This is a genomic window from Nitrincola tapanii (genome assembly GCF_008368715.1).
Taxonomy (GTDB): Bacteria; Pseudomonadota; Gammaproteobacteria; order Pseudomonadales; family Balneatricaceae; genus Nitrincola; species Nitrincola tapanii.
The window spans coordinates 1-26347 of sequence record NZ_SMRS01000013.1 but is presented as its reverse complement, the minus strand read 5'-3'; the positions used below and the strand labels follow the sequence as shown (position 1 = coordinate 26347).

Here is a 26347-nt window from a genome sequence, read left to right as displayed (position 1 = left end):
ATTACATCGAGATGTTTTATAACTCTAAACGTAAACACAGCCATGCTGATGACATGCCTCCACTGGAGTATGAGAAGCTTGGCAATTACAACTAATGAGCGGTCTACAGAAGGCTGGTCGATTCAGGGTGTTTCATGCCGAAACCCTCCCAAAATTCCCGGCCACTACGTTTCCGTTGTCTCTGAGGTTGTCCAAGTAATCGGCCCAGCATTGCATCATCTCGCGGCGTTCAGGTAGCCACGTTGTACGGTTGTAGGCCCTGCCGTGAACATCTCGGACCCGGTGCGCCATTTGCATCTCTATGATTTCGGTACGGTAGCCAAGGCGTTCTGTGAGCACGGTTTTTGCCATTGCCCGGAAGCCGTGCCCAGTAGTGACGCCCTTCAGGCCAAGGCGGTTTATGGCTCCGGTAATGCCGTTCTCACTCAAGGGGCGGCCCTTGCCGTGACCGTTGGGAAACACCCATTCTTGCCTGCCGTTGATCTGTTCCAGCTCACGCAGCAAGGCCAGCACTTGCCGTGCCAGTGGCACCACAAGGGGCTCCCCATTTTTGGTGGTCTGAGTGGTCCAAGTTTCCTGTTCCCAGTCGATTTCATCCCAGCGCATACGGCGCAGGTTTCCCGGCCTCAGGAAAACATAAGGCGCGATTTTCAGCGCAGCGCAGACGGTTGGTGAGCCCCAATAGGTTTCAATGGTGCGCAACAGCTGGCCGATCTCCTCAGGTGTGACCACGGCGGCATGATGCTTGACCTCAGGCGCTGGCAGCAGGCCGCGAAGGTCTGCCGTAACGTCCCGCGAGGCACGGCCTGTGCTCACGCCATAGCGGAACACCTGCCCTATCAGGGTTTTCAGGCGGTGGGCGTTGTCTATGTGGCCTTTCGCTTCAATGCCGCGCAGCACTTCGAGCACGTCCGGTGGTTCGATCTCGGACAGTGGGCGGCGGCCCAGCTTCGGATAGGCGTACATCTCAAGGCGGCGGGCGTTTTTCGGGTAGGTGGTGGGGCCTACGGTCTTTTTGTGGACATGCTCCAGCCATTCAACAGCAATGGCCCGGAAGGTGTTAGCGGTGGCCTCCACACGGTCAGCCTTGACGGCGTGACGGTGGTTAACCGGGTCAATACCCTGTGACAGCAGGCGTTTGGCATCATCCCGGCCCTGCCTTGCATCCTTCAGGGATATGGAAGGGTAGGCCCCAAGGCTAAGGGTTTTCTCCTTGCCGCCATAGCGATACCGGAACCACCAGACTTTTGAACCGGGCTTAATGACCAGCGTTAGGCCGCCCCCGTCTGCCAGTTTGCGCTGTGCCTTGCCTTCCGGGGTGGCGTTCTTTACGGCTGCATCCGTCAGCTTGTTAACCGCTCTGGTCATGGTTTCGGCTCCTGTTGTGGGTATCGGGACCGTTGGGAAGTGGGTATACCCACAACCATACCCACAAAATAGGGCGGATTCTAGCGGATTTTGTGGGTACAGCTTGGACGCTAATAGCCCGGAAGTGTTGATTTTACTGGGGTTTGAGAGGGGTTGGGAATTGCTTGGAAGGGAAGTTGGTGGGCCCACCAGGACTTGAACCTGGGACCAACGGATTATGAGTCCGCTGCTCTGACCAACTGAGCTATAGGCCCTAAAAATGAGCGCCAATCATACCGATTTGATCTAATTGGCGCAACTAGCTGAAAAGCTGGGAGTTATTCGTCGAGGAAGCTGCGCAGATGATCGGAGCGGCTAGGGTGGCGCAGCTTGCGCAGCGCTTTAGCTTCAATCTGACGGATGCGTTCACGGGTCACATCAAACTGTTTACCCACTTCTTCCAGGGTATGATCCGTGTTCATATCAATACCAAAACGCATGCGCAGCACCTTGGCTTCGCGTGCGGTGAGGCCGGATAGAACACTGCGAGTGGCTTCACGTAGGCCTTCACCTGTTGCGGTGTCTACCGGGGAAGACATGGTCACGTCTTCAATAAAATCACCCAAGCTGGAATCTTCATCATCACCAATCGGTGTTTCCATGGAGATAGGCTCTTTGGCGATTTTTAATACCTTACGGATTTTGTCTTCAGGCATCTCCATCTTTTCGGCCAGCTCTTCCGGGGTGGGCTCACGACCCATTTCCTGTAACATCTGGCGCGAAATGCGATTGAGTTTGTTGATAGTCTCAATCATGTGTACCGGGATACGAATGGTACGTGCTTGGTCTGCAATAGAGCGCGTGATAGCCTGACGAATCCACCAGGTTGCATAGGTGGAGAATTTGTAACCACGGCGGTATTCAAACTTATCCACTGCTTTCATCAAGCCGATGTTGCCTTCCTGGATCAAATCGAGGAACTGCAAACCGCGGTTGGTGTATTTTTTGGCGATCGAAATTACCAGACGCAAGTTGGCTTCAACCATCTCTTTTTTGGCACGGCGAGCACGTGCTTCACCGATGGAGAGGCGACGATTGACCTCTTTGATCTCAGATAAAGAGATCCCCACTTCTTGTTCAATCTGGATCAGTTTGCGCTGGGCGCGTTTCAGGTCACTCAGGCTGCTAGCGATCGCACCGGCATAGGCGGTTTTGCCGTTGGCCAGTTGATCAAACCAATCAGGATTGGTTTCCTTGCCTGGGAAACTCTGAATAAAATCTTTACGTGGCATGCCTGCACGTTGGGTACAGATACGCATGATAGTACGTTCTTGGTAACGAATCTTTTCAATATACTCACGTACACGGCCGACGAGCAGGTCATAGAAACGTGGTGAAAGCTTGATGGGTGCAAAGACAGCGGCCAGTTGCTCCATCGCGGCTTCAGCGGCAGGGCTGTCCTGACCTTCGGCTTCGACAGCGAGCTTCCATTGATCCAGAGCTTCCTGAATTAAGCCAAAACGTTGACGCGCTTCTTCTGGATCGGGGCCACGATCTTTTTCGTCGTCGGAGCTGTCGCCACTTTCGCCGTCTTCATCTTCATCATCGTCTTCCACCTCGACATCTTCTTCGTCATCGAGTTCTTCAACGTCGACTTCGTCTTCGGGGATAATGGCATCGGCATCGATGTAACCACTAAAAATGTCGCTTAGGCGACCTTCTTCCTGAAGGGTGCCGTTGTAAGCACTCAGGATTTCGTCCACGCTGCCAGGGAATTCCGCCAGCGCCATCATCACTTCACGTATCCCTTCTTCAATACGTTTAGCGATTTCAATCTCACCTTCGCGTGTCAGCAATTCGACAGTACCCATTTCGCGCATGTACATGCGTACAGGGTCTGTGGTGCGACCGGCATCCGATTCTACGGCGGCGAGTGCAGCGACCGCTTCTTCATCGGCCTCTTCAGCAGAATCACCTTCGGTCATCAGTAGGGTTTCAGCGTCGGGGGCTTCTTCCGAGACACTGATGCCCATGTCGTTGATCATGCGAATAATATCTTCGACTTGATCCGGATCGGCTATGTCTTCAGGCAGATGGTCGTTAACCTCAGCATAGGTCAAGTAACCCTGCTCTTTTCCGCGGGCAATCAGTTCTTTAAGACGAGACTGCTGTTGGGATGTATCAGACATAGAACCCCTGCAATGCGTGTTGATGTATCAGTGATGAGTAAAAAACGAAGCGCGACATTATACAAGTTTGACGGTCTGGTGAACAGATCTTAACCGATGGTTTCTGTCGAGAGTGCTTATATAAAGTAGAGTATCCGGGCAGTTTTTGCCAGCTCAAACCCCAGAGTTTTTTTGTTGAAGCAACTGATTCAGCAAGGCTTTCTCCTCGCTGCTTAAGGGGGTATGACGTGCTTTTTTTAATAAAAGATCGAGGCGGTTTTCTTGTTGACGACTGAGCAGGCGTTTAAATGCATCTTGAATTTCGGCGTCGGCATTTGCTTCGGCAGGGATCGGGGCAAGGTGGGCGATCTGGTTAAGTAACAGCAGATGCTGACTCAGGGAAGGGCTATATTGCCAGTCGACTAGGAGTGTGCCTAGTGAGTTTTCTGGGTTGGCACGAAAATAATTGATCAGCTCAATTAAGAGATCAATGTGGGCTTCTTGCAGGCTGCCTAGACTTTCGGCTTCGGGTAAACCCTGTGCAAGGTCGGGGCGGTGCAGCAAAAGCGAGATCACGCGTTGTACTAAATCTGGTTGTTTATGAGAGCTCAGCACGGGTGAAAAAGCTGGACGCAACAAGCTGTGTGATTGCGGATTGAGCTCTGCGCGTGGAGTGGAGACGGTCGCGGCCTTTGTGATGATAGGCTCTTGGGCTTGCTGGAGTTGTACAAAGCTTTGCAGCTGCTCGGCGCCTAAGCCGGTGATCTCACAGATACGATCACGCATCATCTCTTTCAGCAAGAGCGCCGGTATCGTTTGAATCGCCGGTAGGGCGCGGCTGGCAAAGCGTGCGCGGCCATCTAGACTGTTTAGGTCGGCTTCGGCGCTGTAGTGGCGGAAGAAAAACTCACTCAGCGGGAGGGCTTCGCGTGTGCGTGCTTCAAAAGCCTCTTTGCCTTCCAGTTTGACAAGGCTGTCTGGATCTTCACCCTCGGGTAAGAATAAAAAACGGATCGAGTAGCCATCTTGAATAATCGGTAAGCTGATTTCGAGAGCTCTTTCAGCGGCCTTGCGTCCGGCACTATCGCCATCAAAACAAAAGATTACCTCAGGGACGAGCTTAAATAACCGTGTGAGGTGCTGGGCATTGGTTGCGGTGCCCAGGGTTGCGACGGCCCAGTGAATGCCGTGTTCGGCCAGACCGACTACATCCATATAACCTTCAACAATTAACAGACGTTGCAGGCTGCTGTTATGTTGACGTGCTTCATACAGACCATAAAGCTCGCGGCTCTTGTTAAATGTATCGGTTTCTGAGGAGTTTAGATATTTGGGTTTTTCATCATTTAAGACGCGTCCGCCGAAAGCAATCACTCGCCCACGCATATCGCGAATCGGGAACATAAGTCGATCACGAAAACGATCATAAAAGCGCTGTTTTTCAGGGTTGTGTACTACCAGTCCGATACTTTCTAAAGTTTCGGGTTTGGCTTGGTAGGCCTGGCTGAACTGTTTTAAGAGGTGGTCCCAGCCTGCGGGTGCGTAACCCAGTGCAAAGGCATCAGCGGTTTGCGGTGAAATACCACGCTGCTGTAAATAGGTTTTCACCGGATGATTTTGAGCCGCCGTCACGAGCTGTTGGCGAAAGTGTTGGGCAGCTAACTCTAAGAGGTCGAATTGACGTTTGAGTTGCTGTTCACGCTGTGGCTGTAAAGGATGTTGGGTTTCTTTTGGAACTTCGACACCGGCAATTTTAGCCAGTTCTTCCACAGCTTCGGGAAAGGATAGGCGTTCATATTCCATCAAAAAACCCAGCGCATTGCCGCCCGCACCACAACCAAAGCAGTAATAGAATTGCTTATCCGGGCTAACGCTGAAGGAGGGTGAGTTTTCTTTGTGGAAAGGGCAGAGCCCCGAATAGTTTTTGCCGCTACGTTTAAGCTTAACGCGGCTTTCGACTATATCCGTAATATTGATGCGTGCGAGTAAGTCATCAATAAACTGTTGGGGAATTCGGCCTGCCATGCAATCTCCGCTGTCGATGCCAGCGAGCTTGCTGACGTTAGAATCGAGCTTTTACCAGGGCGGATACCTTGCCGACATCGGCACGCCCCTGCAGGTGTGGTTTTAACCAGGCCATCACCTGACCCATGTGTTGCATGGATGTTGCGCCTGTTGCGGCGAGTGCCTGATTTAACAGGTCTTGAATTTCATCATCACTGAGAGGCTGCGGCAGGAAAGTTTTAATCACCTCCAGCTCCTGCTGCTCCTTGTCTGCCAGATCAGGGCGCTCAGCCGCCTGAAACTGGGCAATCGAATCGCGACGCTGTTTCATCATTTTATCCAGCGTGGCGAGTACGCGCATATCGTCCAGATCGATACGTTCATCCACTTCGATACGATTCAGTTCAGCCAGGATAAGACGTATCGCTCCAAGACGAACTTTGTCTTTGGCGCGCATGGCATCTTTCATCTGTTCACTGATCTGTCGTTTCAGTTCGGACATAACATTTCCAATCTTGAAGCTTGGCCTCAGGGCTTAGGCGTAATCGACTACAAGTCTTTTTTGCGTTTTCAAATGGGTTCTACTGAATTCGTATACGAGTATAAGAATTAGTAGAGACGTACACGACGTGCTGTTTCGCGAGAAACTTTCTTCGCGTGACGCTTAACCGCAGCCGCTGCTTTACGCTTACGGATAGTGGTTGGCTTTTCGTAGCACTCACGGCGACGTACTTCAGCCAAAACACCCGCTTTTTCGCAAGAACGCTTGAAACGACGCAGAGCTACGTCAAATGGCTCGTTATCTTTAACTTTTACAGCAGGCATGTCTGCTCCTTAAGGTTGATTGAGATGAAAAATCTTGAAGTTTCGCCCATGCCAAACATGAGGCCAAAGATCAAGGTGCGAAATTTTATCTCTAGCCCGCACGTAAGTAAAGCAAGCTAAGCGCAGAAAGCTAAGGATGATGGCTGCTGAAAAGCTGATTTCAGCGTGCGGAATTACGTATAATCTAGCCACTTAAATGCAAAATAGGTGCGAGATGCGAGTTCTGGGAATCGAAACCTCTTGTGATGAGACAGGTGTGGCGCTCTACGACAGTGAGCAGGGCTTATTAGGCGATGCACTTTACAGTCAGGTCAAGATGCACGCTGAATACGGTGGAGTGGTTCCCGAATTGGCTTCGCGTGACCATATCCGCAAGCTCTTGCCCTTGATTCGTGAAGTCCTGGCACAGGCAAACACTGATCTGCAAAGCTTAGATGCGATTGCTTATACTGCGGGCCCGGGGTTGATTGGTGCTTTGATGGTAGGGGCATCGACGGGACGTGCTTTAGCGCTGGGTTTAGGGATACCTGCGTTGGGCGTGCATCACATGGAGGGCCATCTCTTGGCACCCATGCTGGAAGAAAACCCGCCGGCGTTTCCGTTTGTTGCGCTCTTAGTCTCGGGCGGGCATACCCAGTTGGTGGAGGTGCAGGGTATCGGTCAGTATCAGCTTCTAGGTGAGTCTTTAGATGATGCGGCGGGTGAGGCTTTTGATAAAGCTGCCAAAATGCTCGGGTTGGATTATCCGGGTGGCCCCTTAATCGCACGTTTGGCACAAACTGGAGATCGTACCCGTTTTCGCTTTCCGCGTCCGATGACGGATCGGCCTGGTTTAGACTTCAGTTTTTCCGGTTTAAAAACCTTTACGCTCAATACTGCCAATCAACATCGTGATGCTCAGGGCCAAATTGAAGCCCAGACCATGGCCGATATTGCGGCGGCGTTTGAGGATGCAGTGGTGGATACCTTGGCGATCAAATGCCGTCGTGCGCTGCAGCAAACAGGCTTAAAGCGTTTGATTATTGCCGGTGGGGTGAGTGCAAACCTGCGTTTGCGTGAGCGTTTGGAGGAGGCAGTACAGAAAGAAAAGGGGCAGCTTTTTTATGCACGTCCGAAGTTCTGTACCGATAACGGAGCGATGATCGCGTATGCAGGTTGTCAGCGTTTGATGGCGGGGCAGATGGATGATCTGACGATTCTGGCCAAGCCGAGATGGCCGATGGCGAGTTTGCCAGCGATTCCATCGACTTCATCGATCTAGGTTAAACCGGCGCTTTGGCTGCGTGGCTTAGAAACGATGTTCTTGACCACGCCACAAGCTAACGAGGTTGTCGCGATGGCGGGCAATCAATAATAAGCCGATTAAAGAGACGAGGCTGAGCCACTCGGGCGCTAAATACCAAGCCGCCAAAGGCGTGCTCAGCGCCAAGGCGACGGATGCCAAGGAGGCAATACGCGTTAGAGCAAAGACGCTGGCCCAGATGAGCAGCTGTACCAGCAGCAAAGCGGGGCTTAAGCACAGGGTGCAGCCGAGAAAAATGGCTACGCCCTTACCGCCACGATAGGCGCCGAACAAAGGATAGAGATGGCCGAGAAAGGCGGCCAGTACACTGAGTGTGACCAGTGTTGCTGAAGGTTGTGTCCAGAGCACGAGGCTGACCGCCAAAGCCCCCTTGCTGATGTCTCCTAAGAGCGTAAAAAGGGCAGCACGACGATTGCCTATACGCAAGACATTACTGGCACCTGGATTTTTTGAGCCCTGTTGACGAGGGTCGGGGATGCCCATAGAGTGGCAGACCCATAAAGCGGTTGGGATAGAACCCAGCAGATACGCCAAGCCAATGAGGGCAGGTTCAGTCAAACTGTTATTCAACATGGCCGGCAATCCGATGATCTGAGGTAGTAGATGGATATAGTGTACATTCGTGAGTTACAGGTGGAAACGGTCATCGGTATCTATGACTGGGAGCGAGAAATTCGCCAAACCGTGAGCCTGGATCTGGAAATGGGTACCGATATCCGTGCGGCCGCGGCAACAGAAAATATAGAAAACACCTTAAATTATAAAAGTGTCTCCAAGCGCCTGATCGCTTTTATTGCAGAGAGTGAGTTTTTGCTGGTGGAGACGATGGCCGAAGAGATCGCTCAGATCGTAATGGAGGAGTTTAATGTGCCTTGGTTACGTTTGCGTTTGAGTAAACCGGGAGCAGTGCGCGGAGCTAAGGATGTTGGGGTATTGATTGAGCGTGGAGTTAAAGGTTGATGGCGCGTGTTTATCTCAGCTTAGGCAGTAATCAAAACCGCGACCATTATATTCGTCAGGGGTTGGACGCGTTGATTCAGGCCTTTGCGTGTTTAAACCTTTCCTCTGTGTATGAAAGCGAAGCCGTGGGCTTTAGTGGGGATGCTTTTTATAATCTAGTCGTGGGTCTCGATACATCTCTGTCTGTCGCGCAGCTTTCCGCTTTGTTAAAAGGTATCGAGGATGCCAATGGACGGGATCGCAGTGCACCCCGCTTTTGTGGCCGTACCCTGGATATTGATATTCTGACCTACGATCAAGCGGCAGGAGAGATAGATTCTGTGCGGCTGCCGCGTGCCGAAATTTTAAAGAACGCTTTTGTACTCCAGCCTTTGGCAGAGATCGCCGGGGCAGAGGTGCATCCCGTCGTGGGCGCAACCTATGCCGAGCTATGGCAGGCTTATGCAGGGCAGCAAAAGCTTTGGCCGGTTAAATTCGAGTGGCGTGAGACGCTTTTACCCGCACGGATCAAAATCTAAGGGGATTAGCTGTACAGAGAACGCCCACCATCCACGGCTAAGATTTGTCCGGTAATATACCCCGCCTTGGCTAAAAATCCGACAGCTTCGGCAATGTCTTCAGGCCGGCCACAACGTCCAAGTAAAACCTTATCCAAAATCGCCTGCTTGGCTTCAGCGCTCAGGCTGGCATCTGCTTCGGGCCAGAGAATCGCGCCGGGTGATACACCATTGACCCGTACTTGTGGAGCGAGCTCCTTAGCCAGGCTCAGCGTCAACATCTGCATCGCGGCTTTAGTCATAGAGTAGATTGGATAATGCAGTAAGCCGCGTTGAGCGTGAATATCAATGATGTTGATGATCGCCCCTTCTCGTGTAGACAAACTCTCTCTTAAGCCCTGACAAAGAAAAAATGCACTCTTTAGATTCGTGTCAAACAGCTCTTGCCAGGCGTTTTCATTCGCTTCAGCTAAGGGTGTGGGGTAAAAGCTTGCCGCGTTGTTGACCAAAAGATTGAGATCACCCTGCGCTTTGACCTCTTTCACCAGTTGTAACACCTCAGCATGTTGGCTGAGATCGGCTTGCACCAAGCGACAACTTTGCGCACGTGTGTGATTAAGTTGAGTGGCCAGTGCCTGAGCGGCGTCTAGAGATTGGCGGTAGTGGAGTAGGAGATCATAACCCTGAGCATGAAGATGCTGAGCAATTGCCGCACCGATACGCTGAGCAGCTCCAGTGATCAGAGCACGAGGGGGATTCACAGCAGTCATTGTCTATCGCCTATCAATCAACAAGGGGGGGAGTTAAAAGTGGGCGCATAAGCGTAATTGCTCCGCTTCGAGCGCCTGTCCAAGTGCTTGGCCTTGGATGCCTTTCTGAATAAAGGTTTGTGGATCAATACGTGACAAAGCCTGTAATAGAGCGTCCAAGCGATCCGCTAAATGGGGTGCAACATCCTGAAAGCAGGCGTGCAGCAATGACATCCAATTGCTGAGGTATTTGGGGTGTTTCAGCAGTTTTAATTGTTTGAGCGTGTGCAAGCGTGCGCAGGCATCTAGCTGTGAAAACTGGTAGAGCGAGCGGGCTTGGCTACAGAAGGCTGAAGCCTGGTCACGAAAGCGATTGGGGATACGCAAACGTTGGCATAAAGCATCTAAGCGTTCTAGCTTCTCGGATTTGCTGAGCGCAAAAAATAGAATCAGTGTAAAGCGCTGTTCGGCACTTGCCGTGTCCCCTAGATGTTGTAAGCCGGTTTGGATTTGCGTCAAAGGCAAGGGGAGAAGTTCGGGGAGGAGATCCTCTAGTGCCAAAGCGGCTTCTAATACCTGAAGAAACACCCAGCAGTGGCGGCTGGCTAGGCTGCGTTCCCACTCTTGCCAGACTCTTTCTGGCGTCAGGTGACGCAGCTCACCACTTAGACTGATCTCTTGCATCAGCGCTAGGGTTTCCTCGGCCACCTGAAAGCCTAAGGGCGCAAAACGACTGGCAAAACGTGCGACACGCAAAACTCTTAAGGGGTCTTCGGCAAAGGCTGGGGAAACATGGCGCAAACAGCGTGCGGCCAGATCCGCCTGTCCGCCATAGGGATCGACCAACTCACCGTTGGCACGCTGCGCCATGGCATTGATCGTCAGATCTCGGCGTGCGAGATCCTCTTCCAAGGTGACATCGGGTGCGGCATAACATTCAAAGCCAAGATAACCCTTGCCGGACTTACGTTCAGTCCGTGCCAGTGCATATTCTTCGGCGTTCTGGGGGTGCAGAAAGACCGGGAAGTCTCGGCCTACGGGGCGATATCCCTGGGCGATCAGCTCTTCAGGGGTGGCACCGACCACGACCCAATCTCGATCCTTGACCGCCAGGCCTAAGAGTTGATCACGCACCGCGCCGCCGACTAAACAAATTTCCATGCAGGAAGCGCCTTTTCGCGAGGTTTGTGCCTAAGCATGAGTGTGTATGTGAGTGGGGCGCTTAGGCTTCACACAGCTCAGGATAGAGCTGCTTCCAGAGTTCAAAACCGCCATCTAGGCTGAACACTTGGTTAAATCCTTGCTGGGAAAGATATTCAGCGGCTTGCTGGCTGCTGACGCCGTGATAACAACAGACGATGAGTGCCTGATCAAAATTGGCTTGCGCCAGAAACTCGGGCAGATTCTCATTATTCAGATTGCAGGCTTGTGGCAAGCGTCCAGCAGCAAAGCTATGTGGATCGCGGATATCCACGATTTGTGCACCCTGCTCGATCAGTTCACGTGCATCATTTGCAGAGATATTTTGAAAGCTCATCTAAACCTCAGTAAGTTCTTGACGGTAAGCTTCACAGCCACAGTCGAAAAGTGTTTGATCTTCTAAGCGCAGGGCGGTTAAGCGATTACCCCAAACGCAGCCCGTATCCAGTGCGATACATCCGGGCAGATCGGCTTGTCCCATGAGAGCAGCCCAATGTCCGAATAGCTGTGTACGTGGCATAGGCGTAGAGCGTTTAATCGCATACCAGGGTTTAAACCCCTCAGGAGCTTCTTCGGGGCCACCATTGCCAGCAAACTCTAAACGCCCGGTGGCGGTTATAAAACGCATGCGGGTGAAGTAGTTGGTAATCACGCGTAAGCGTGCCCAGCCTTCAAGATTTTTATGCCATTGATCTGGCTTGTTGCCATACATGTGACGAAAGAACTCTGCCGCTTGGCGGCCACGTAAAACCTGTTCGAGCTCTTGAGCACGCTTTTTCGCCTTATCTAATGACCAGATAGGCGGAATGCCTGCATGGGTGAGCACATAGCCGAGGGCTTCATCATCGATCAACATAGGGCGCTGGCGCAGCCAGTTCATCAACTCATCACGATCAGGGGCGTGTAAAATGGGCTGCAGTGTTGTATTGCGTTTATCACGTGTGGCGCCAAAATGCAGGGCGAGGAGATGCAGGTCATGATTACCCAGCACGCTTTCGGCTTGGGTGCCGAGCTGTTTGACAAAGCGCAGAACCTGCAGCGATTGATGGCCACGATTCACGAGGTCTCCGGCAAACCAGAGACGGTCACTGTCGCTGAATCCAACCTGATCCAGCAAGCGTAACAGCTCATCGTAACAGCCTTGAACATCGCCAATTGCGTAGGTTGCCATAGTCTTCCTGCCTTATAATCATTAATGATAACGCAGAAGTATTGGAAAACTCTAATGCATCAAGGGTTTCTTATGGATTTCTCCGGCATCGAATCAGACTATCTAAGGGGTCGAATATGGCTTTAGCAACATTTGCAGCAGGCTGCTTTTGGGGAGTACAGGCACGTTTTGCCGCGTTAGAAGGCGTGATAGAAACTGCTGTAGGGTATATGGGTGGCACATTGCCTGAACCGAGTTATCCCGAGGTGTGCACCGGTCGCACCGGTCATGCGGAGGTGGTGCAGGTCGAGTTTGATCCTGCGCGTATCAGTTATGAAGCACTGTTGCAGTGCTTTTGGCAGAGCCATGATCCGACAACCTTAAATCGCCAAGGGCCGGATATCGGGACTCAGTATCGCTCCGCCATTTTTTACCATAATGATGAACAAAAAAACCTGGCCGAACAAAGCCGTGCCGAGTGTGAAGCCTTAGGATGTTTTGCGCGTCCAATCGTCACGGAAATGACCGCAGCGAGCGAATTTTGGCGAGCTGAAGAGTATCATCAGCACTATTTAGCCAAGCGCGGGTTATGAATTTAATTTTGCTCTATCCAGAGGAGGTGCAAGCCTCCGGTCAGATCTTGTCCTTAAAGGATCGACGCTTTCAACATATTGCCCAGATACATCAGCCGCAGATCGGAGATCGTTTACGTGCCGGTTTGATCAATGGGCCGATCGGTGAGGTGGAAGTGCTGGCCCTATCGGCATCTGAGGTGCAGTTACGTTGGCATCTTGCCGCGGCCAAACCTTCACCGGATGCGCTGCCGCTTGAGTTGGTCATGGCCTTACCCAGGCCCAAAATGCTCAAGCGTGTGCTGCAAACAGCCGCGACCCTGGGCGTAAAGTCCTTGTGGTTGATTCATTCTTATCGTGTGGATAAAAGTTATTGGTCCACGCCGGTCTTAAGTCCAGATTCTGTTCATGAGCATCTCTGTTTGGGGCTAGAGCAGGCGGGTGACACGCTATTGCCTCAGGTGCATTTGCGTAAGCGCTTTAAGCCTTTTGTGGAAGATGAGCTGCCGGCGTTAGTGGCCGGTCGACGTGCATTGGTCGCTCATCCTTATCAAGCTCAGGACTGTCCTGCACCGGCTTGGCAACCCAGTGTGTTGGTGCTTGGACCTGAGGGGGGCTTTATTCCTTATGAAATTGCCAAGTTGCAAGAAGCCGGGGTGGAGAGCGTGAGCTTAGGAAGCCGTATTCTACGAGTGGAAACCGCCTTACCGGTTTTACTGACACGTTTGTTTCCACTCCGTTAACCGTCTCATCCAGCTCTTTTTCAATGGTTTGTCTACTTGGGCTTGCCAATTAAAAGCCTCTAAACTAAGGTCAAGCCCAGTTTTGATCAGAGGATTGGGATAAAGATGCGTTTTTTAATCGTAGGCGCAGGCGGTATAGGGGCTTATTACGCAGCACGACTCTTACACGCCGGCCATACACTAGTGTTGGTAGCGCGCGGTGCCCATTTACAGGCCATGCAACAAAATGGATTACAGGTGGAACATGAAAGCCTCTCTTTCCAAGGGAAGGTCGATGCCTGTTCCGAGGAGACTCTGCGGCAGAACTATGCTTGTGCTGATTTTGATCTGATTCTGCTCTGCTTTAAATCCTACGATACCCAAGCTTGGTTGGAGACACACCAAGACTGGCTAAAGCAGGGGACCACGCCGATTCTATCTTTGCAAAACGGTGTGGATAATGAGCCTCTACTGGCGGCGGCCTTGGGCGTGCCGCGTGTCCTGGGTGGATTAGCGGTACGTATTGGTGGACATATCATCGAACCAGGGCGTATTGAAGCTCGAGGCCCGGCACAAATCGTCTTGGGCAGCTGGCCGAATCACGCCGAATCCTCCGAACAGGAAGGCTTTCTGAAGCACTTGGTTGAAGTGTTTAATCAAGCCCAAATTCCCACACAGCTGGCGGCTGATATTCGTTATGAGTTGTGGCGCAAGTTGATTATCAATAACGGCGTGAACCCCTTGTCTGCGCTGACTCGTTTGGATACGGGGGCCTTGACTCGAGACCCGTATTATCGACAGGCGGTCTATCAGGCGATGCAAGAAGTGGCTCAGGTGGCACCGGCGGAAGGGGTCGTCCTGCAGACCCAGGATGTTGAGGAGATGTTTAAACTGATCTGCGAATTTGATCCGATCAAAACCTCGATGCTGGTGGATCAAGAGAAAGGGCGCCCTCTAGAGTTGGAAGCGATTAGCGGCAGTGTCTTGCAGCGCGCTCAGCGCTTGGGGGTACACACACCGATCACGGCTTTGATCTATGCTTTGCTTAAAGCGCATCAAAAAATTTAATTCTGTGATTTACATCAGTTTTCATCCATCTGGCCGATACCTGTTTAGGATGAGCACTGCTAAAGTAAGCAGGTCGATTTTGCCGTTTCTAATAAGAGCCTAACCCTATGAGTCAAACCTCAATAAACAGTGGTTTTTTCCAATCCGTCAAAAATCAATTGCGTCTGTTGGTCGCGGTGTTTGTCGTGGTGGTCGCAGCACTGATCGCCTTTGCCCTCTATGGTTTGAAATATGAATCTTTCCAGTTCGAGGATAACTATGAGCGTCGTATGGTGCCGCTTTATCAAGTGGAGCGTATTGGGGGCTTGTTAGAAGAGACACGTGCGCAGTTGCTGCTGACCATCCAACACGATCCTTCGAGCCCATTTATCGGTCTGCATGATCATCCGACCAGCTTGCATACTCAACGTGTGGCGGCGACTCGAGCCGAGGTGGAAGCTTTATGGCAGGCATTTCGTTCTGTTTATCATGGTCCGGAAGCTGAACGCTTGGCCGGTGAGTTTGAAAAATCCTTCCGCGAGTTTTTCCAACAGGGTGTCGATCCCGTACTCGAACTTTTACAACAAGGGCGTTATTTGCAAGCAAACCAGCATATCTTGGTACGCGTGAATCCACTCTATCAGGTGACAGACAAGGCACGTGAAGCGCTGAGTGATCGTAAAATGCGCGGGGCACAGGAAGCCAAAGCTGAAATGGATCGTGTCTCGGCACAACTGCGCTTCCAGCTTTGGACGGTGGGCTTAGTAGGTTTGGCCTTGGCAATCTTTTTTGCAGTCTATGTACTTAGCCGCATCAATCGCGGCATCCTGGGTTTGAATACGCTGGCAGATGAGTTGGCACAGGGAGACTTCCGTGATGTCAAAATTGCGGGAGCTGAAAACCAGGATGAGTTTGGTTATTTGCTGCGCCGCTTTATTTTTACCCGTGAACAGCTGCGCCAGATGGCCAAAAGCATTCGTGATGCGGGTTTATCTCTGAGTGAGTTGGCGGAACAGGGGGCGGTTGTTGCCCAGCAATCACGCGGTGGAATTCAGAAGCAAAAAAGCGAAACCGATCTGGTGGCGACGGCGATGTATGAGATGAACGCGACGGTGCATGAAGTGGCGCGGAGTGCGGCCAATGCGGCGGAGAGTGCTCATATTGCGGATGAGCAGGCGCGTGAAGGTCAGCGGGTGGTGACTGAAAGTGTGAGTGGTATGAACCAGTTGGCCAGTGAGGTAGAAGCGGCGGCGAGTGTGATTCATGAGTTGGCCGAAGATGCTAAAAAAATTGGCAGCGTGGTGGATGTGATCCGTGAAATTGCCGAACAAACCAACTTACTGGCGTTGAATGCCGCTATTGAAGCGGCACGTGCCGGTGAGCATGGACGGGGTTTCTCGGTGGTCGCGGATGAAGTGCGCTCTCTGGCCAGTCGAACCCAGATCTCTACTTCGGAGATTCAATCGATGATTAGCCATCTGCAGGATGCCGCTGCGCGTGCGGCCGAAGTGATGCGTGAAGGTCAGGAACGAGCCCGTGATGGTGTTAGTAAATCGGCCTGTGCGGGTGAAGCACTGTCTCTGATTATGGAACTGATCACACGCATGAACGATATGAATACTCAGATTGCCAGTGCCGCTGAGGAACAGAGTTCGGTGGCGGATGAGATGAATCAGAACCTGACACGCATTAACATGGCCGCCGATGAAACTTCCAGTGCGGCAGATCAGGTGGCGATTACCAGTCAAGAGATCGCACGTTTGTCCGAGAATCTGCGGCAAGTGGTCAGTCGTTTCCAGATCTAGCCTCTTTAACTTAACAGAGGAGCGCGCATGGCAAGTAAGGTTTTTGATTCCACGCTTGTAGCGCTCTGTTTCCTCATCTTGGCCTGGATGCCACAGGCACAGGCCAGTCACCTGACGCTGCGCGTCGGTGTCTATCCTAATCCGCCTAAAATCTTTCAAGATGAGTCGGGTGCACTTTCCGGCATTCTCGGTGATTTGCTGCAGCAGATTGCTGTCGAGGAGCATTGGCGTATTGAGCCCATTGCTTGTGAGTGGGATGACTGTTTGCAAGCGCTGATAGCGGGAGAGTTGGATCTACTCCCCGATGTGGCGTCCACGCCTTCACGGCAAAATCAGATGCGCTTTGGTCAGCAATCGGCACTCTTGAGCTGGTCACAGGTATTTCGTCATCAGCATCTGGATTTGGACTCGCTACTGGATTTGCAGGGGCGGCGAATTGCGGTGCTACAATCTTCGGTGCAGTGGGAGGTGTTACGCGGTCTTTCCAATGATTTTAATTTGGACGTCGAGTTTTTACCCTTTATGCGCCTGGAAGAGGCCGCCGCCGCAGTCGCCAAGGGAGAAGCGGATGCACTGGCCAGCAACCATTTTTTTGGCGGTTATTATGCTCAGGTCTATGATCTGTACCCCACCTCCATCGTCTTTTTACCGAGTCGGCTCTATTTTGTCGCGCCTTTAACCGCCGATCCCTTACCCCTGACCCGAATCGACCATTGGTTAGAGACCTGGCGCAAAGATCAGAACTCCTACTACTATCAAACGCTGAAAAAATGGCAGCAATTGCATCTCCATCCCGCTGTGCCCACCAGCTTTTGGTTGGGTGTCTTGTTTTTACTGCTGATCGTGATTCTGGCACTTTTTTTAATCAAACACTTACGTTTTAAAGTGCAGCGTAGTCAGCAAGCTTTGCTGGCATCCGATCAAGAACGCACACGCTTGGTGTTTTATGATTCCTTGACGCAACTACCGAATCGGCGCTTATTGCTGGAACGCTTGCAGCACAGTATGTTGATGGCGACACGCACTCAGAGTAATGGGGTGCTCATCCTCATCGATATCGATAATTTTCATAGCCTCAATGATACCCTCGGGCATGATTTAGGGGATGAGCTGCTGGTACAGATTTCTCGACGCTTAGAATCTAAATTACGTGCCACCGATACCCTGTCACGTTTTGGTGGGGATGAGTTTGTGCTGTTAATTGAGCTGTTGGAAGGCGATGAAGCGCAACAGCTGCATCAGGTGGATCGTGTTTTGGCGCATAAGTTGGTTCAGTTTCAGCAAGCCTTCCAACTATCTTCGGGGCCCTATCGAGCCACGGCAAGTTGTGGTGTGGCGTTTTTTAAGGATGCCCCGGGCAACCCTTTGGAGTTGCTCAAATGTGCCGAATTGGCCGTGTATGAAGCCAAGCAAGCGGGCCGCCATCAAGTCTGTTATTACAATCACCGTTTACAGGAGCAAGCGCATAAACGTGCCGAGCTGGAAGAGGGCATACGTTTGGCGCTTGAGCAGCAGGCGTTTCGTTTAGTCTATCAACCCCAGTTTGATCAGCAGGGCCAACTTCTCGGTGTCGAAGCTTTGATCCGTTGGCAGCGCGGAGAAGAGTTGGTGTCACCGGCTGAGTTTATTCCGATCGCAGAAAGTAGCGGATTGATTGTGCCCCTAGGCTATTGGATTCTGACTCAGGCCTGCCAGCAGCTGGCGAGTTGGGCGCAGCAACCTGCAACGGCTGCTTTGCGTATCGCCGTGAATATCAGTGCCCGGCAGCTACAAGATGCACAATTTGTGGATCAGGTTCGACATATTTTGCTCGCCAGTTCAGCCCCTGCGCAGCAGCTGGAGTTAGAGTTGACTGAGAGTCTGTTACTGCAAGATTTGCCGGTGAGTCGTAGCAAAATGCAGCAGTTACGTGAGTTGGGTATTCGTATTTCCTTAGATGATTTTGGAACCGGATTTTCCTCCCTGCATCAGCTAGTGCATCTGCCCTTGGATCAACTCAAAATCGATCAGAGCTTTGTCGCACCTCTAGGCCAGGATACAAAAGCGGCAGCGGTGGTTCAGACTATTTTAGATTTGGGCGATAACCTGAGTCTTGAGGTGATCGCGGAAGGGGTGGAAACCGAGGTGCAGTACCAAACTTTGCTCAAGATGGGGTGTGAGCAATTCCAAGGTTATTATCTCGCGCGCCCGATGAGTTTGGAGGCATTAGAGCCTTTATTGCAGACCTTGAAAATTCAGGATACCGATCACTAGCGATCAGCATCCTGAACAGTGTGACTCCCGCCTGAGGCGTTCAGAGTTCATCCTCATCTAACTTTTTCAGTCGATACGCCAGTTGCGGGCGTGTCAAGCCGAGTAAACGTGCGGCAGCGGCGATGTTACCCTTGGCTTCATTCATAGCTTGACGAATTAAACCTGCTTCCAGCTCATTCAGATTTAAGCCCTGCTGAATCAGTTGTGCGTAATCCGTTGCGTGGTTTTCTTTGGCGGCTTGAGCGGTGAGTTGGCCCTGTGCAGAGATGACATTCAGAGGATGTGAGGGTTCTGAGAGCGAAGGGAAAAAGGATTCCAGATCGATAGTGTGATTGTTATCGGTCAGAATCACTCCGCGCTCAATCATGTTCTCTAATTCTCGTATATTGCCTGGCCAACGATACTTACACAACGCATCCATCGCTTTGTCCGAAACACCGAGCGTCCGTTTGTTATACAGCAAATGATATTTGTCGAGAAAATGCGCAATCAATAAGGGAATATCTTCGATACGTTCGCGTAACGGCGGTATATAAACAGGGTAGACGTTTAAGCGGTAGAACAGATCCGCACGAAAGCGGCCTTGTTGCACCGCTTCCTCTAAGTCTTCGTTGGCTGCGGCCACAACACGGACATCGATGCGTCGTGTACGATGATCTCCGACACGTTCCAATTCGTTTTCCTGTAAAACCCTTAACAAAGCCGCCTGTGCACGTGGTGACAGCTCGACCACCTCATCGAGAAAAATCGTGCCACCTTGGGCACGCTCGAAACGGCCTTCACGTGATTGGGTGGCTCCAGTGTACGCCCCTTTTTCCACCCCAAAGAGTTCGGACTCGATCAGTTCCGGAGGAATACAGGCGCAGTTAACCGCCACAAAGGGTTGCTCTGCTCTCGGACTACTTTGATGTAAACCGCGGGCAACGATCTCTTTACCGACACCTGTTTCACCTTGCAGTAGAACGGTGACCTTACTATCTGCCGCTTTGCGGATCAGCTGGCAGACATTACGAAAGGCACCGGAACGACCGACAGAATTAAACAGCAATAAGTCAGTTTCTTTTTCTGGACCACGATAGGTTTCCCTGAGTTCTGCGAGCTCATGGCGTAGCGCAAAGAGTTCATCAGCGATGGGATCGGGTAAGAGTAATCGCTCTATATCCGCATGATCCTCCCATTCGTCCGCGGGTTTGCCGATGATATGGCAGTGCGCTTGGCCGCAGGCACGACACTCGGTTTCTTTAAAGATAATTTTGCGGCCCATGTAAAACGTGGTGTAACCACTGGCATAACCGAGCAGTGTCCAGCACACAGGTTCAGAGGCCGGACCAAACTCCTGTAGATGCGCATCGGCTTCATAAGAGTCAAACCAATCGAATTCGCCGTGAAAGTGGCCTTGGTTAAGATCAAACTCCAAGTGGCGCGGCTCAACCCTGACCATTCCCTTAATGGCATGGAGCTGTGGACCGGCCAAAAACGCATCCTGCTTGGAAATATCGGGCCGCAGTTTTTGCGCCAACTCGGCATCTTTCCAGCCGGAGTGGTAACCAAAGCGCAATAAAAACCCCTTGGCTCTTTCTAAGCCTAAGGATTCGATGAGTTCTTTACGTAGAAGCCCCATGACCGCGGAATGAATCAGCAGCATGCGCTGTTCATTCAGCCAAATTTTGCCTTGGGAGGATTCAAAACGGATTTGTGCAAGCAGGTCTTCCGTTTGTGGAAGCCTAAGGGAGGTATCACTAGCCATTATTTTATTTATACCGGCAGATTAGGGGATCAAAAAGCGTGGACTATTGTGAAACGAAACTTAGCATGAAGTGAAGCCTTAAGCGGCCATCTGCGACTTTGGTCGCTCAATCAAATCATCAAATCATCATTTTTGGGTGATGATTTGATCATCTTATCAATTGAGCTAGGTGGTGAATCCGCTGGTTCAAGCGCGATGCTCAAAAGATCTGAAATATTTTTATTATTTTAAATCATAGGCTTAGATAAAATTTTAGCGTTTTTTTTTGGGCTGGCATGGCCATTGCTTTAGAGATAAGCAACCAAGACTCATAACAATAAACATGTCAGAGGTTATCCATGTCTCCAGTCCAGACACCTGTCTTAAGGTCAGTTGAAGGTCGAGCCCCGCGCTTTGAAACCTTGACCAAGTACATTCGAGTGCGTAGCCAGCCCGGTGCGCGCTTCGTCGAATTCGATTTTGCCATAGGTGACCCGACTCTGTTTGTTGAGTTGGTAATGCCACCTGCTGCCTTTGAGGCCTTCTGTCAAAACAACCATGTGATCGAAATGACCGATGAACAGATGCGTCAGGTCGATGCTGAGTTGGAAAAATGGCGTTATGGCGAAGACACCCTGATGGCGCATAACCACGACCGCTCCCCCGAATAACAATAATTCATCTGAAATGGGAATTGATGTATGACCATTGAAATTAAAACTTCAACGCTTGAGCCGATTCGTAACACTTATGCCAATATTGAACGACGTTTTGGGGATAAGCCTGCAACACGTTATCAAGAGGCCACCTACGATCTCCAAGCGGAAACTAACTTTCATTACCGCCCCTTATGGCAGCCGGATAAAGAGCTGAACGATAAAACGCGTACCAAAATTGTGATGGAAGATTGGTATGCATTAAAAGATCCGCGCCAGTTTTATTACGGTGCTTATGTTCAGCAGCGTGCCAAGATGCAGGAGCAGGCTGAAAATAATTACGCGTTTTTTGAAAAGCGCGATCTGCAAGCGTATTTATCAGAGAGCAGTAAAGAAAAAATTATTCGATTTTTAATTCCAGTACGTCATATCGAACACACGGCGAACCTCAATAATATGTATGCCTGTTCGTTTGGTTATGGCACGGCCTTAACTCAGGCGCTGGTGTATAACGCGATGGATCGTTTGGGAATTGCGCAGTATCTATCCCGTATCGGATTATTGATTGATGGGAATAGTGGTGATTCTTTAATTCAGGCGAAAGAGCATTGGATGCAGGACCCGATTTGGCAGGGTGTCCGCGCACTGTGTGAAGAGTTGACCACCGTAGAAGACTGGTTTGAGGTGATGTTGGCACAGAATCTGGTGATGGATAGCCTGGTCTATGAGCTGTTTATTGATCAGTTGGATCAAGCATTAAATGCCGAAGGTGCACGTGATATCGCCATGTTGCTGGAGTTTATGCAGCAATGGAACAAAGAAACCACACGTTGGTTTGATTCAGTAATCAAAACCGTTGCCAGTGAATCGGCCGCTAATGCTGAACAGATGTCTATCTGGGTCAAACACTGGCGTGCTAAAGCGGCTGAAGCTTTCGCACCGGTGATCCATGCCTTGTTTGATGAGACCTCTCTGCAACAGGCTTTAACTCTTCTTGATAACCGCTCGCGCAAAGCGGGTTTGACACTTTAAGGAACGCTCATGTCCAAGGTCTATATCGCTTTGCAAGACAACGATACCTCACGTTATATCCTAGAGGCGATCGAAGAAGATAATCCAACGGCAACCATTAATCATATGCCAGCGATGATTCGCATTGAAAATGAAGATTATCTTGTGGTGAAACGTTCAACCGTCGAAGAAAAAATGGGGCGTGATTGGGATGTACAAGAGCTGCATCTGAATCTAATTACCCTAGGGGGCAATGTTGACGAAGATGATGAGCAACTGAGCCTGAGTTGGAATTCATAAAAATAAAAGGTTATTACCATGTCTGCTAAAAAGCTCAATCTGAAAGATAAATATCGTTTACTCACCCGTGATCTGGACTGGGAATATTCCTATTCCGATCGTAAAAAAGCGTTTCCTTATGAAGAGTTCGAGGGTATTAAAATCACAGACTGGTCAAAATGGGAAGATCCTTTCCGTTTGACGATGGATGCCTATTGGAAATATCAGGCTGAAAAAGAGAAGAAGCTCTACGCAATCTTTGATGCCTTCGCACAGAATAATGGCCATCTGAATGTCACTGATCCACGTTATGTGAATGCGATTAAACTCTTTTTAACCGCTGTTTCGCCGCTGGAGTATCAGGCCTTCCAGGGTTATGCCCATGTAGGACGTCAATTTGGTGGTGCCGGTGCGCGTGTCGCGTGCCAGATGCAGTCAATTGATGAATTGCGCCACGTTCAGACTCAGATTCATGCGATGAGTCACTACAACAAGTACTTTGATGGCTTCCAAGACTGGTCACATATGCACGACCGTGTTTGGTATCTGTCGGTGCCTAAATCTTTCTTTGACGATGCGCGTTCAGCCGGTCCTTTTGAGTTCTTGATCGCCATTAGCTTCAGTTTTGAATATGTCCTGACCAACCTCTTGTTTGTGCCCTTTATGTCTGGGGCTGCACATAACGGTGATATGGCCACTGTGACCTTTGGCTTCTCCGCGCAATCGGATGAGGCACGACATATGACCTTGGGCTTGGAAATCATCAAATTCCTGCTGGAACAGCATGAAGATAACGTACCCATCGTGCAGAAGTGGATCGACAAGTGGTTCTGGCGTGGCACTCGGATGCTCAGCGTTGTGGCCATGATGATGGACTATATGCTGCCGAATAAAGTGATGTCCTGGAAAGAGGCTTGGGAGGTCTATTTCGAAGAGGCCGGTGGTGCACTCTTTAAGGATTTGGCGCGCTACGGCATCCGTATGCCAAAGTTTGTTGAGATCACGGAGAAAGAAAAAGAGCATGTTTCTCATCAGGCTTGGTGGATCTTCTACAACCATGGTCATGCGGCCGGTTTCCATACCTGGATTCCGAGCGATCAAGAGTTGGATTGGTTAAGTGAGAAGTACCCAGAAACCTTCGATAAATACTATCGCCCACGTTGGGAGTTAGCGAAAAAGCTGGAAGCTGAAGGGAAACGCTTCTACACCCAGGCCTTACCGCAGCTGTGCACCACCTGTCAGATTCCCATGGGCTTCACTGAGATGGATGACCCCACTCAGATTGCATACCGCGATAGCGTTTATAACGGTGAGCGTTATCACTTCTGCTCGGATGGCTGCCAGCATATTTTCGAAGATGAGCCTGAGAAGTATGTGCAGTCCTGGTTGCCTGTTCACCAGATCTATCAGGGTAACTGTGGTGGTGCCAGCGTTGAAGAGGTGTTGCGTGATTATTACCAGATGAATCTGGGTGCAGACAACCTGGACATCAAGGGCTCACCCGATGAACAGCGTTGGAAAGAGTGGAAGGGCGTTGCCTAAACCGTCTCCTGAAAAATAACGATAAAGGGCCATGCTCCATGGCCCTACATAACAGGAATTTTATCATGCCAGTTAAAGCTATTACGCCTGACTATCGTGGTCAGGTACGGGATACCCTTGCCAATTTTCATGGTAACCAGATCGTTTATGTTGGTTGGGACCACCATTTGATGTTCTGTGCGCCTTTTGCCTATGCCTTGCTGCCGACCATGCCTTTCAAAACTCTGCGGGATGAGGTGATGCCAGAAGCCTTTTCTCTGCATCCTGAATATGCCGCTATTGATTGGAATAAAACCACTTGGTTGTTGAATGGCCAGGCCTTCACACCGGATCTAGAGAAGGGTTTGGCCGAGCAGGGGATTGATCATAAATCCGTTTTGCGTTTCCAGACACCTGATCTGAAAGGTTATCAAGGCGCAGGCGTTTAAGCGGGGTGAGTTATGTCCTATGAAGTAAGAGTCGAACCGACCGGTGATGTGATCGAGGTCGAAGAGGGGCAAACCATTCTGGCCGCAGCTTTGCGCCAAGGCGTTTGGTTACCCTTTGCCTGCGGTCATGGCACCTGTGCCACCTGCAAAGTTCAGGTTCTGGAAGGTGACGCCGATTTGGGTGCGGCTTCTCCCTTTGCTTTGATGGATGTTGAGCGTAGTGAGGGTAAGGTATTAGCCTGCTGTGCTATGCCTGAATCGGATATGGTGATTGAAGCGGATATCGATGTTGATCCCGATTTCCTAGGTTACCCCGTGCAGGACTACCAGGCGGAAGTGGTCGATATTCAAGATCTTTCACCCACCATTAAGGGCATTTTCCTCAAGCTGGATCGGGCGATGGAGTTTCAGGCTGGTCAGTACATCAACTTAGCGATTCCAGGCGTGGAAGGCACACGTGCCTTTTCCATTGCCAACTCACCCAGTGAACCGGGACAGATCGAGCTACATGTCCGCCGTGTCCCAGGTGGCGTAGGTACAGGTTGGTTACATGATGAGCTCAAACTGGGTGGTCAGTTGGCGCTGTCGGGTCCTTATGGTCAGTTCTTTGTACGTCGCTCGGATACTAAGGATGTGATCTTTATCGCCGGTGGCTCAGGTTTGTCCAGTCCGCAATCGATGATCCTGGATCTGTTGGAAGCTGGGGATAGTCGTCAGATTTATCTCTTCCAGGGCGCGCGCAATCTCGCTGAGTTGTATCACCGCGATCTGTTTGAGCAGTTGGCTCAAGACCACGATAACTTCCATTACATTCCGGCACTGAATGAACCTCTAGCAGAGGATGCTTGGCAAGGGTTTAGCGGTTTTGTGCATGAAGCGGCTCAGGCCTATTTCGATGGTCGTTTTGCCGGCCATAAAGCTTACCTCTGCGGCCCGCCGATGATGATTGACGCGGCCATCAGCGCCTTGATGCAAGGGCGAGTTTTTGAAGCGGATATTCATATGGAGAAATTCCTGACCGCCGCCGATGGGGCTGAATCGGGTAGCCGTTCAGCGTTGTTTAAACGCATTTAAGACGGAGGGGGTATGGAAAGGATTTCTATTCATGTGGTGAATCGAGACCTGCGCTTTCAGATCCCCGCTGGGCAAGTCTTGTTACCGGCGATGGAAAAAACCGGTTGCCAGGCGATCGCGGTCGGTTGTCGTGGTGGCGGTTGCGGTTTGTGTAAGATCCGAGTGTTAGAAGGGGAGTATCAGAGTAAGCGTATGAGTCGCGCTCATATTACTCCCGAGGAAGAGGCCGCTGGTATCGTTTTGGCCTGTCGCATTCTTCCAACTTCTGAACTGGTGTTAGAAGCCGATTGGTATCAAGCCTCGGTCGAGAAAAAAGAAGCCTGAACAAAAATAATGACAAAACAGATGAGGTACTTCCCATGAAAAAAGGTGTGATGCGTCCCGGCCATGTACAGATTCGGGTGCTGGATCTGGATGAAGCGTTAAAACACTATACGGAGCTGCTGGGGCTGATCGAGATGGATCGTGATGACCAGGGCCGTGTGTATCTGAAGGCCTGGACCGAGGTGGATAAGTTCTCCGTGGTGCTGCAGGAAGCGGATCAGCCGGGTATGGACTTTATGGGCTTTAAGTGTGTGGATGAAGCCACGCTGGACCGACTGGCGGCGGAGCTTCGCGCCTTTGGTCTGGAGGTCACCGAGTTGCCCGCTGGCGACTTAAAAGACTGCGGACGGCGGATGCAGTTTGTCGCACCGACCGGCCATACCTTTGAGCTGTTTGCCACCAAGGTGCAGACCGGCAAGTGGGGGCTGAGTAATGTCAACCCTGAAGCCTGGCCGCGTAATCTTAAGGGCATGAAAGCCACGCGCTTTGATCACTGCCTGCTCTACGGCGATGATCTGGAGAACACCTTCACCCTCTTCACCGAGGTGCTGGGCTTTGATCTGGCCGAGCAGGTGCTCGATCCCGAAGGCAACCGTGTGGCGCAGTTCCTGACCGTGTCGATGAAAGCCCATGACATCGCCTTTATCAAACATCCAGAGAAGAACAAGTTCCACCACGCATCCTTCTACCTGGACACTTGGGAAG

General features: G+C 51.0%; 27 protein-coding genes and 1 tRNA gene. 16 read left to right on the top strand and 12 right to left on the bottom strand.

The features are described 5' to 3' along the window. Positions 1-132: 132 nt before the first annotated feature. The 6 genes from E1H14_RS12875 to rpsU form a co-directional block, all read right to left on the bottom strand. The gene (locus E1H14_RS12875) at positions 133-1368 is read right to left on the bottom strand and encodes a tyrosine-type recombinase/integrase (protein WP_149391893.1); all 1236 of its coding nucleotides are present in this window, start codon (positions 1366-1368) and stop codon (positions 133-135) included. Positions 1369-1545: 177 nt separating this feature from the next. Then, positions 1546-1622, bottom strand: a tRNA-Ile gene (locus tag E1H14_RS12870). Positions 1623-1685: 63 nt separating this feature from the next. Continuing rightward, positions 1686-3536, bottom strand: coding sequence for an RNA polymerase sigma factor RpoD (rpoD, locus tag E1H14_RS12865; RefSeq protein WP_149391892.1), 1851 nt, complete (start codon positions 3534-3536; stop codon positions 1686-1688). A 153-nt stretch (positions 3537-3689) separates the two neighbouring features. Then, positions 3690-5540 carry a DNA primase gene (dnaG, locus tag E1H14_RS12860; RefSeq protein WP_149391891.1) on the bottom strand — a complete coding sequence of 617 codons (1851 nt, stop codon included), beginning with the start codon at positions 5538-5540 and terminating at the stop codon, positions 3690-3692. 37 nt (positions 5541-5577) lie between these two features. Continuing rightward, positions 5578-6021, bottom strand: a complete 444-nt coding sequence (locus E1H14_RS12855; RefSeq protein WP_149391890.1) for a GatB/YqeY domain-containing protein — start codon at positions 6019-6021, stop codon at positions 5578-5580. Between the two features lie 107 nt (positions 6022-6128). Then, complete coding sequence (gene rpsU, locus E1H14_RS12850; protein WP_149391889.1) at positions 6129-6344, bottom strand: 30S ribosomal protein S21; 216 nt, start codon at positions 6342-6344, stop codon at positions 6129-6131. Positions 6345-6558: 214 nt separating this feature from the next. Here rpsU and tsaD point away from each other — a divergent pair, with 214 nt between their 5' ends. Next, on the top strand, positions 6559-7605 hold the full coding sequence (gene tsaD / locus E1H14_RS12845) for a tRNA (adenosine(37)-N6)-threonylcarbamoyltransferase complex transferase subunit TsaD (protein WP_149391888.1): 1047 nt from the start codon (positions 6559-6561) through the stop codon (positions 7603-7605). Between the two features lie 27 nt (positions 7606-7632). On the opposite strand, the gene plsY is transcribed toward tsaD, so the two are convergent. After that, complete coding sequence (gene plsY / locus E1H14_RS12840; RefSeq protein ID WP_149391887.1) at positions 7633-8220, bottom strand: glycerol-3-phosphate 1-O-acyltransferase PlsY; 588 nt, start codon at positions 8218-8220, stop codon at positions 7633-7635. Between the two features lie 30 nt (positions 8221-8250). On the opposite strand from plsY, the gene folB reads away from it, so the two are divergent. Both folB and folK read left to right on the top strand, forming a co-directional pair. Further along, positions 8251-8607: a dihydroneopterin aldolase gene (folB, locus tag E1H14_RS12835; RefSeq protein ID WP_149391886.1), complete on the top strand. Its 357-nt coding sequence runs from the start codon at positions 8251-8253 to the stop codon at positions 8605-8607. After that, entirely contained in the window at positions 8607-9125 is a 519-nt protein-coding gene (gene folK / locus E1H14_RS12830) for a 2-amino-4-hydroxy-6-hydroxymethyldihydropteridine diphosphokinase (RefSeq protein WP_149391885.1), read from the top strand. The genes folB and folK overlap by 1 nt, the downstream gene beginning before the upstream one ends. Before the next feature lie 5 nt (positions 9126-9130). On the opposite strand, the gene E1H14_RS12825 is transcribed toward folK, so the two are convergent. The 4 genes from E1H14_RS12825 to E1H14_RS12810 form a co-directional block, all read right to left on the bottom strand. Further along, positions 9131-9874, bottom strand: coding sequence for a pteridine reductase (locus E1H14_RS12825; RefSeq protein WP_149391884.1), 744 nt, complete (start codon positions 9872-9874; stop codon positions 9131-9133). Between the two features lie 33 nt (positions 9875-9907). After that, positions 9908-11014 carry a hypothetical protein gene (locus tag E1H14_RS12820; protein ID WP_149391883.1) on the bottom strand — a complete coding sequence of 369 codons (1107 nt, stop codon included), beginning with the start codon at positions 11012-11014 and terminating at the stop codon, positions 9908-9910. A 61-nt stretch (positions 11015-11075) separates the two neighbouring features. Next, the gene (glpE, locus tag E1H14_RS12815) at positions 11076-11390 is read right to left on the bottom strand and encodes a thiosulfate sulfurtransferase GlpE (RefSeq protein ID WP_149391882.1); all 315 of its coding nucleotides are present in this window, start codon (positions 11388-11390) and stop codon (positions 11076-11078) included. Then, positions 11391-12224, bottom strand: coding sequence for a symmetrical bis(5'-nucleosyl)-tetraphosphatase (locus E1H14_RS12810; RefSeq protein ID WP_149391881.1), 834 nt, complete (start codon positions 12222-12224; stop codon positions 11391-11393). A 116-nt stretch (positions 12225-12340) separates the two neighbouring features. On the opposite strand from E1H14_RS12810, the gene msrA reads away from it, so the two are divergent. The 5 genes from msrA to E1H14_RS12785 all read left to right on the top strand — a co-directional run bounded on the left by msrA (position 12341) and on the right by E1H14_RS12785 (position 18602). Then, positions 12341-12796 (top strand): peptide-methionine (S)-S-oxide reductase MsrA, encoded by a 456-nt coding sequence (msrA, locus tag E1H14_RS12805; RefSeq protein WP_149391880.1) that lies wholly within the window; start codon positions 12341-12343, stop codon positions 12794-12796. Continuing rightward, positions 12793-13518, top strand: coding sequence for a 16S rRNA (uracil(1498)-N(3))-methyltransferase (locus tag E1H14_RS12800; RefSeq protein WP_149391879.1), 726 nt, complete (start codon positions 12793-12795; stop codon positions 13516-13518). The genes msrA and E1H14_RS12800 overlap by 4 nt, the downstream gene beginning before the upstream one ends. Before the next feature lie 105 nt (positions 13519-13623). After that, positions 13624-14565: a ketopantoate reductase family protein gene (locus E1H14_RS12795; protein WP_149391878.1), complete on the top strand. Its 942-nt coding sequence runs from the start codon at positions 13624-13626 to the stop codon at positions 14563-14565. 107 nt (positions 14566-14672) lie between these two features. After that, positions 14673-16349, top strand: coding sequence for a methyl-accepting chemotaxis protein (locus tag E1H14_RS12790; RefSeq protein WP_149391877.1), 1677 nt, complete (start codon positions 14673-14675; stop codon positions 16347-16349). A gap of 27 nt (positions 16350-16376) precedes the next feature. Continuing rightward, a complete protein-coding gene (locus tag E1H14_RS12785) occupies positions 16377-18602 on the top strand; it encodes a putative bifunctional diguanylate cyclase/phosphodiesterase (RefSeq protein WP_149391876.1) in 2226 nt (741 codons plus the stop codon). 40 nt (positions 18603-18642) lie between these two features. On the opposite strand, the gene E1H14_RS12780 is transcribed toward E1H14_RS12785, so the two are convergent. Continuing rightward, entirely contained in the window at positions 18643-20349 is a 1707-nt protein-coding gene (locus E1H14_RS12780; RefSeq protein ID WP_149391875.1) for a sigma-54-dependent Fis family transcriptional regulator, read from the bottom strand. 338 nt (positions 20350-20687) lie between these two features. Here E1H14_RS12780 and E1H14_RS12775 point away from each other — a divergent pair, with 338 nt between their 5' ends. From E1H14_RS12775 to E1H14_RS12740, 8 genes are all read left to right on the top strand, one after another. Further along, on the top strand, positions 20688-20999 hold the full coding sequence (locus E1H14_RS12775) for a phenol hydroxylase subunit (RefSeq protein ID WP_149391874.1): 312 nt from the start codon (positions 20688-20690) through the stop codon (positions 20997-20999). 30 nt (positions 21000-21029) lie between these two features. Beyond that, positions 21030-22016 carry an aromatic/alkene monooxygenase hydroxylase subunit beta gene (locus E1H14_RS12770; protein WP_149391873.1) on the top strand — a complete coding sequence of 329 codons (987 nt, stop codon included), beginning with the start codon at positions 21030-21032 and terminating at the stop codon, positions 22014-22016. Positions 22017-22025: 9 nt separating this feature from the next. After that, positions 22026-22295, top strand: coding sequence for an MmoB/DmpM family protein (locus E1H14_RS12765; protein ID WP_149391872.1), 270 nt, complete (start codon positions 22026-22028; stop codon positions 22293-22295). An 18-nt stretch (positions 22296-22313) separates the two neighbouring features. Next, positions 22314-23816, top strand: a complete 1503-nt coding sequence (locus E1H14_RS12760; RefSeq protein ID WP_149391871.1) for an aromatic/alkene/methane monooxygenase hydroxylase/oxygenase subunit alpha — start codon at positions 22314-22316, stop codon at positions 23814-23816. 65 nt (positions 23817-23881) lie between these two features. Further along, positions 23882-24244 (top strand): phenol hydroxylase subunit P4, encoded by a 363-nt coding sequence (locus tag E1H14_RS12755; protein ID WP_149391870.1) that lies wholly within the window; start codon positions 23882-23884, stop codon positions 24242-24244. Positions 24245-24256: 12 nt separating this feature from the next. Further along, entirely contained in the window at positions 24257-25318 is a 1062-nt protein-coding gene (locus E1H14_RS12750; protein ID WP_149391869.1) for an NADH:ubiquinone reductase (Na(+)-transporting) subunit F, read from the top strand. 12 nt (positions 25319-25330) lie between these two features. Further along, positions 25331-25642 (top strand): 2Fe-2S iron-sulfur cluster-binding protein, encoded by a 312-nt coding sequence (locus tag E1H14_RS12745; protein ID WP_149391868.1) that lies wholly within the window; start codon positions 25331-25333, stop codon positions 25640-25642. A gap of 35 nt (positions 25643-25677) precedes the next feature. Then, the coding region (locus E1H14_RS12740) for a VOC family protein (protein ID WP_149391867.1) at positions 25678-26347 on the top strand (670 nt) is incomplete at its 3' end.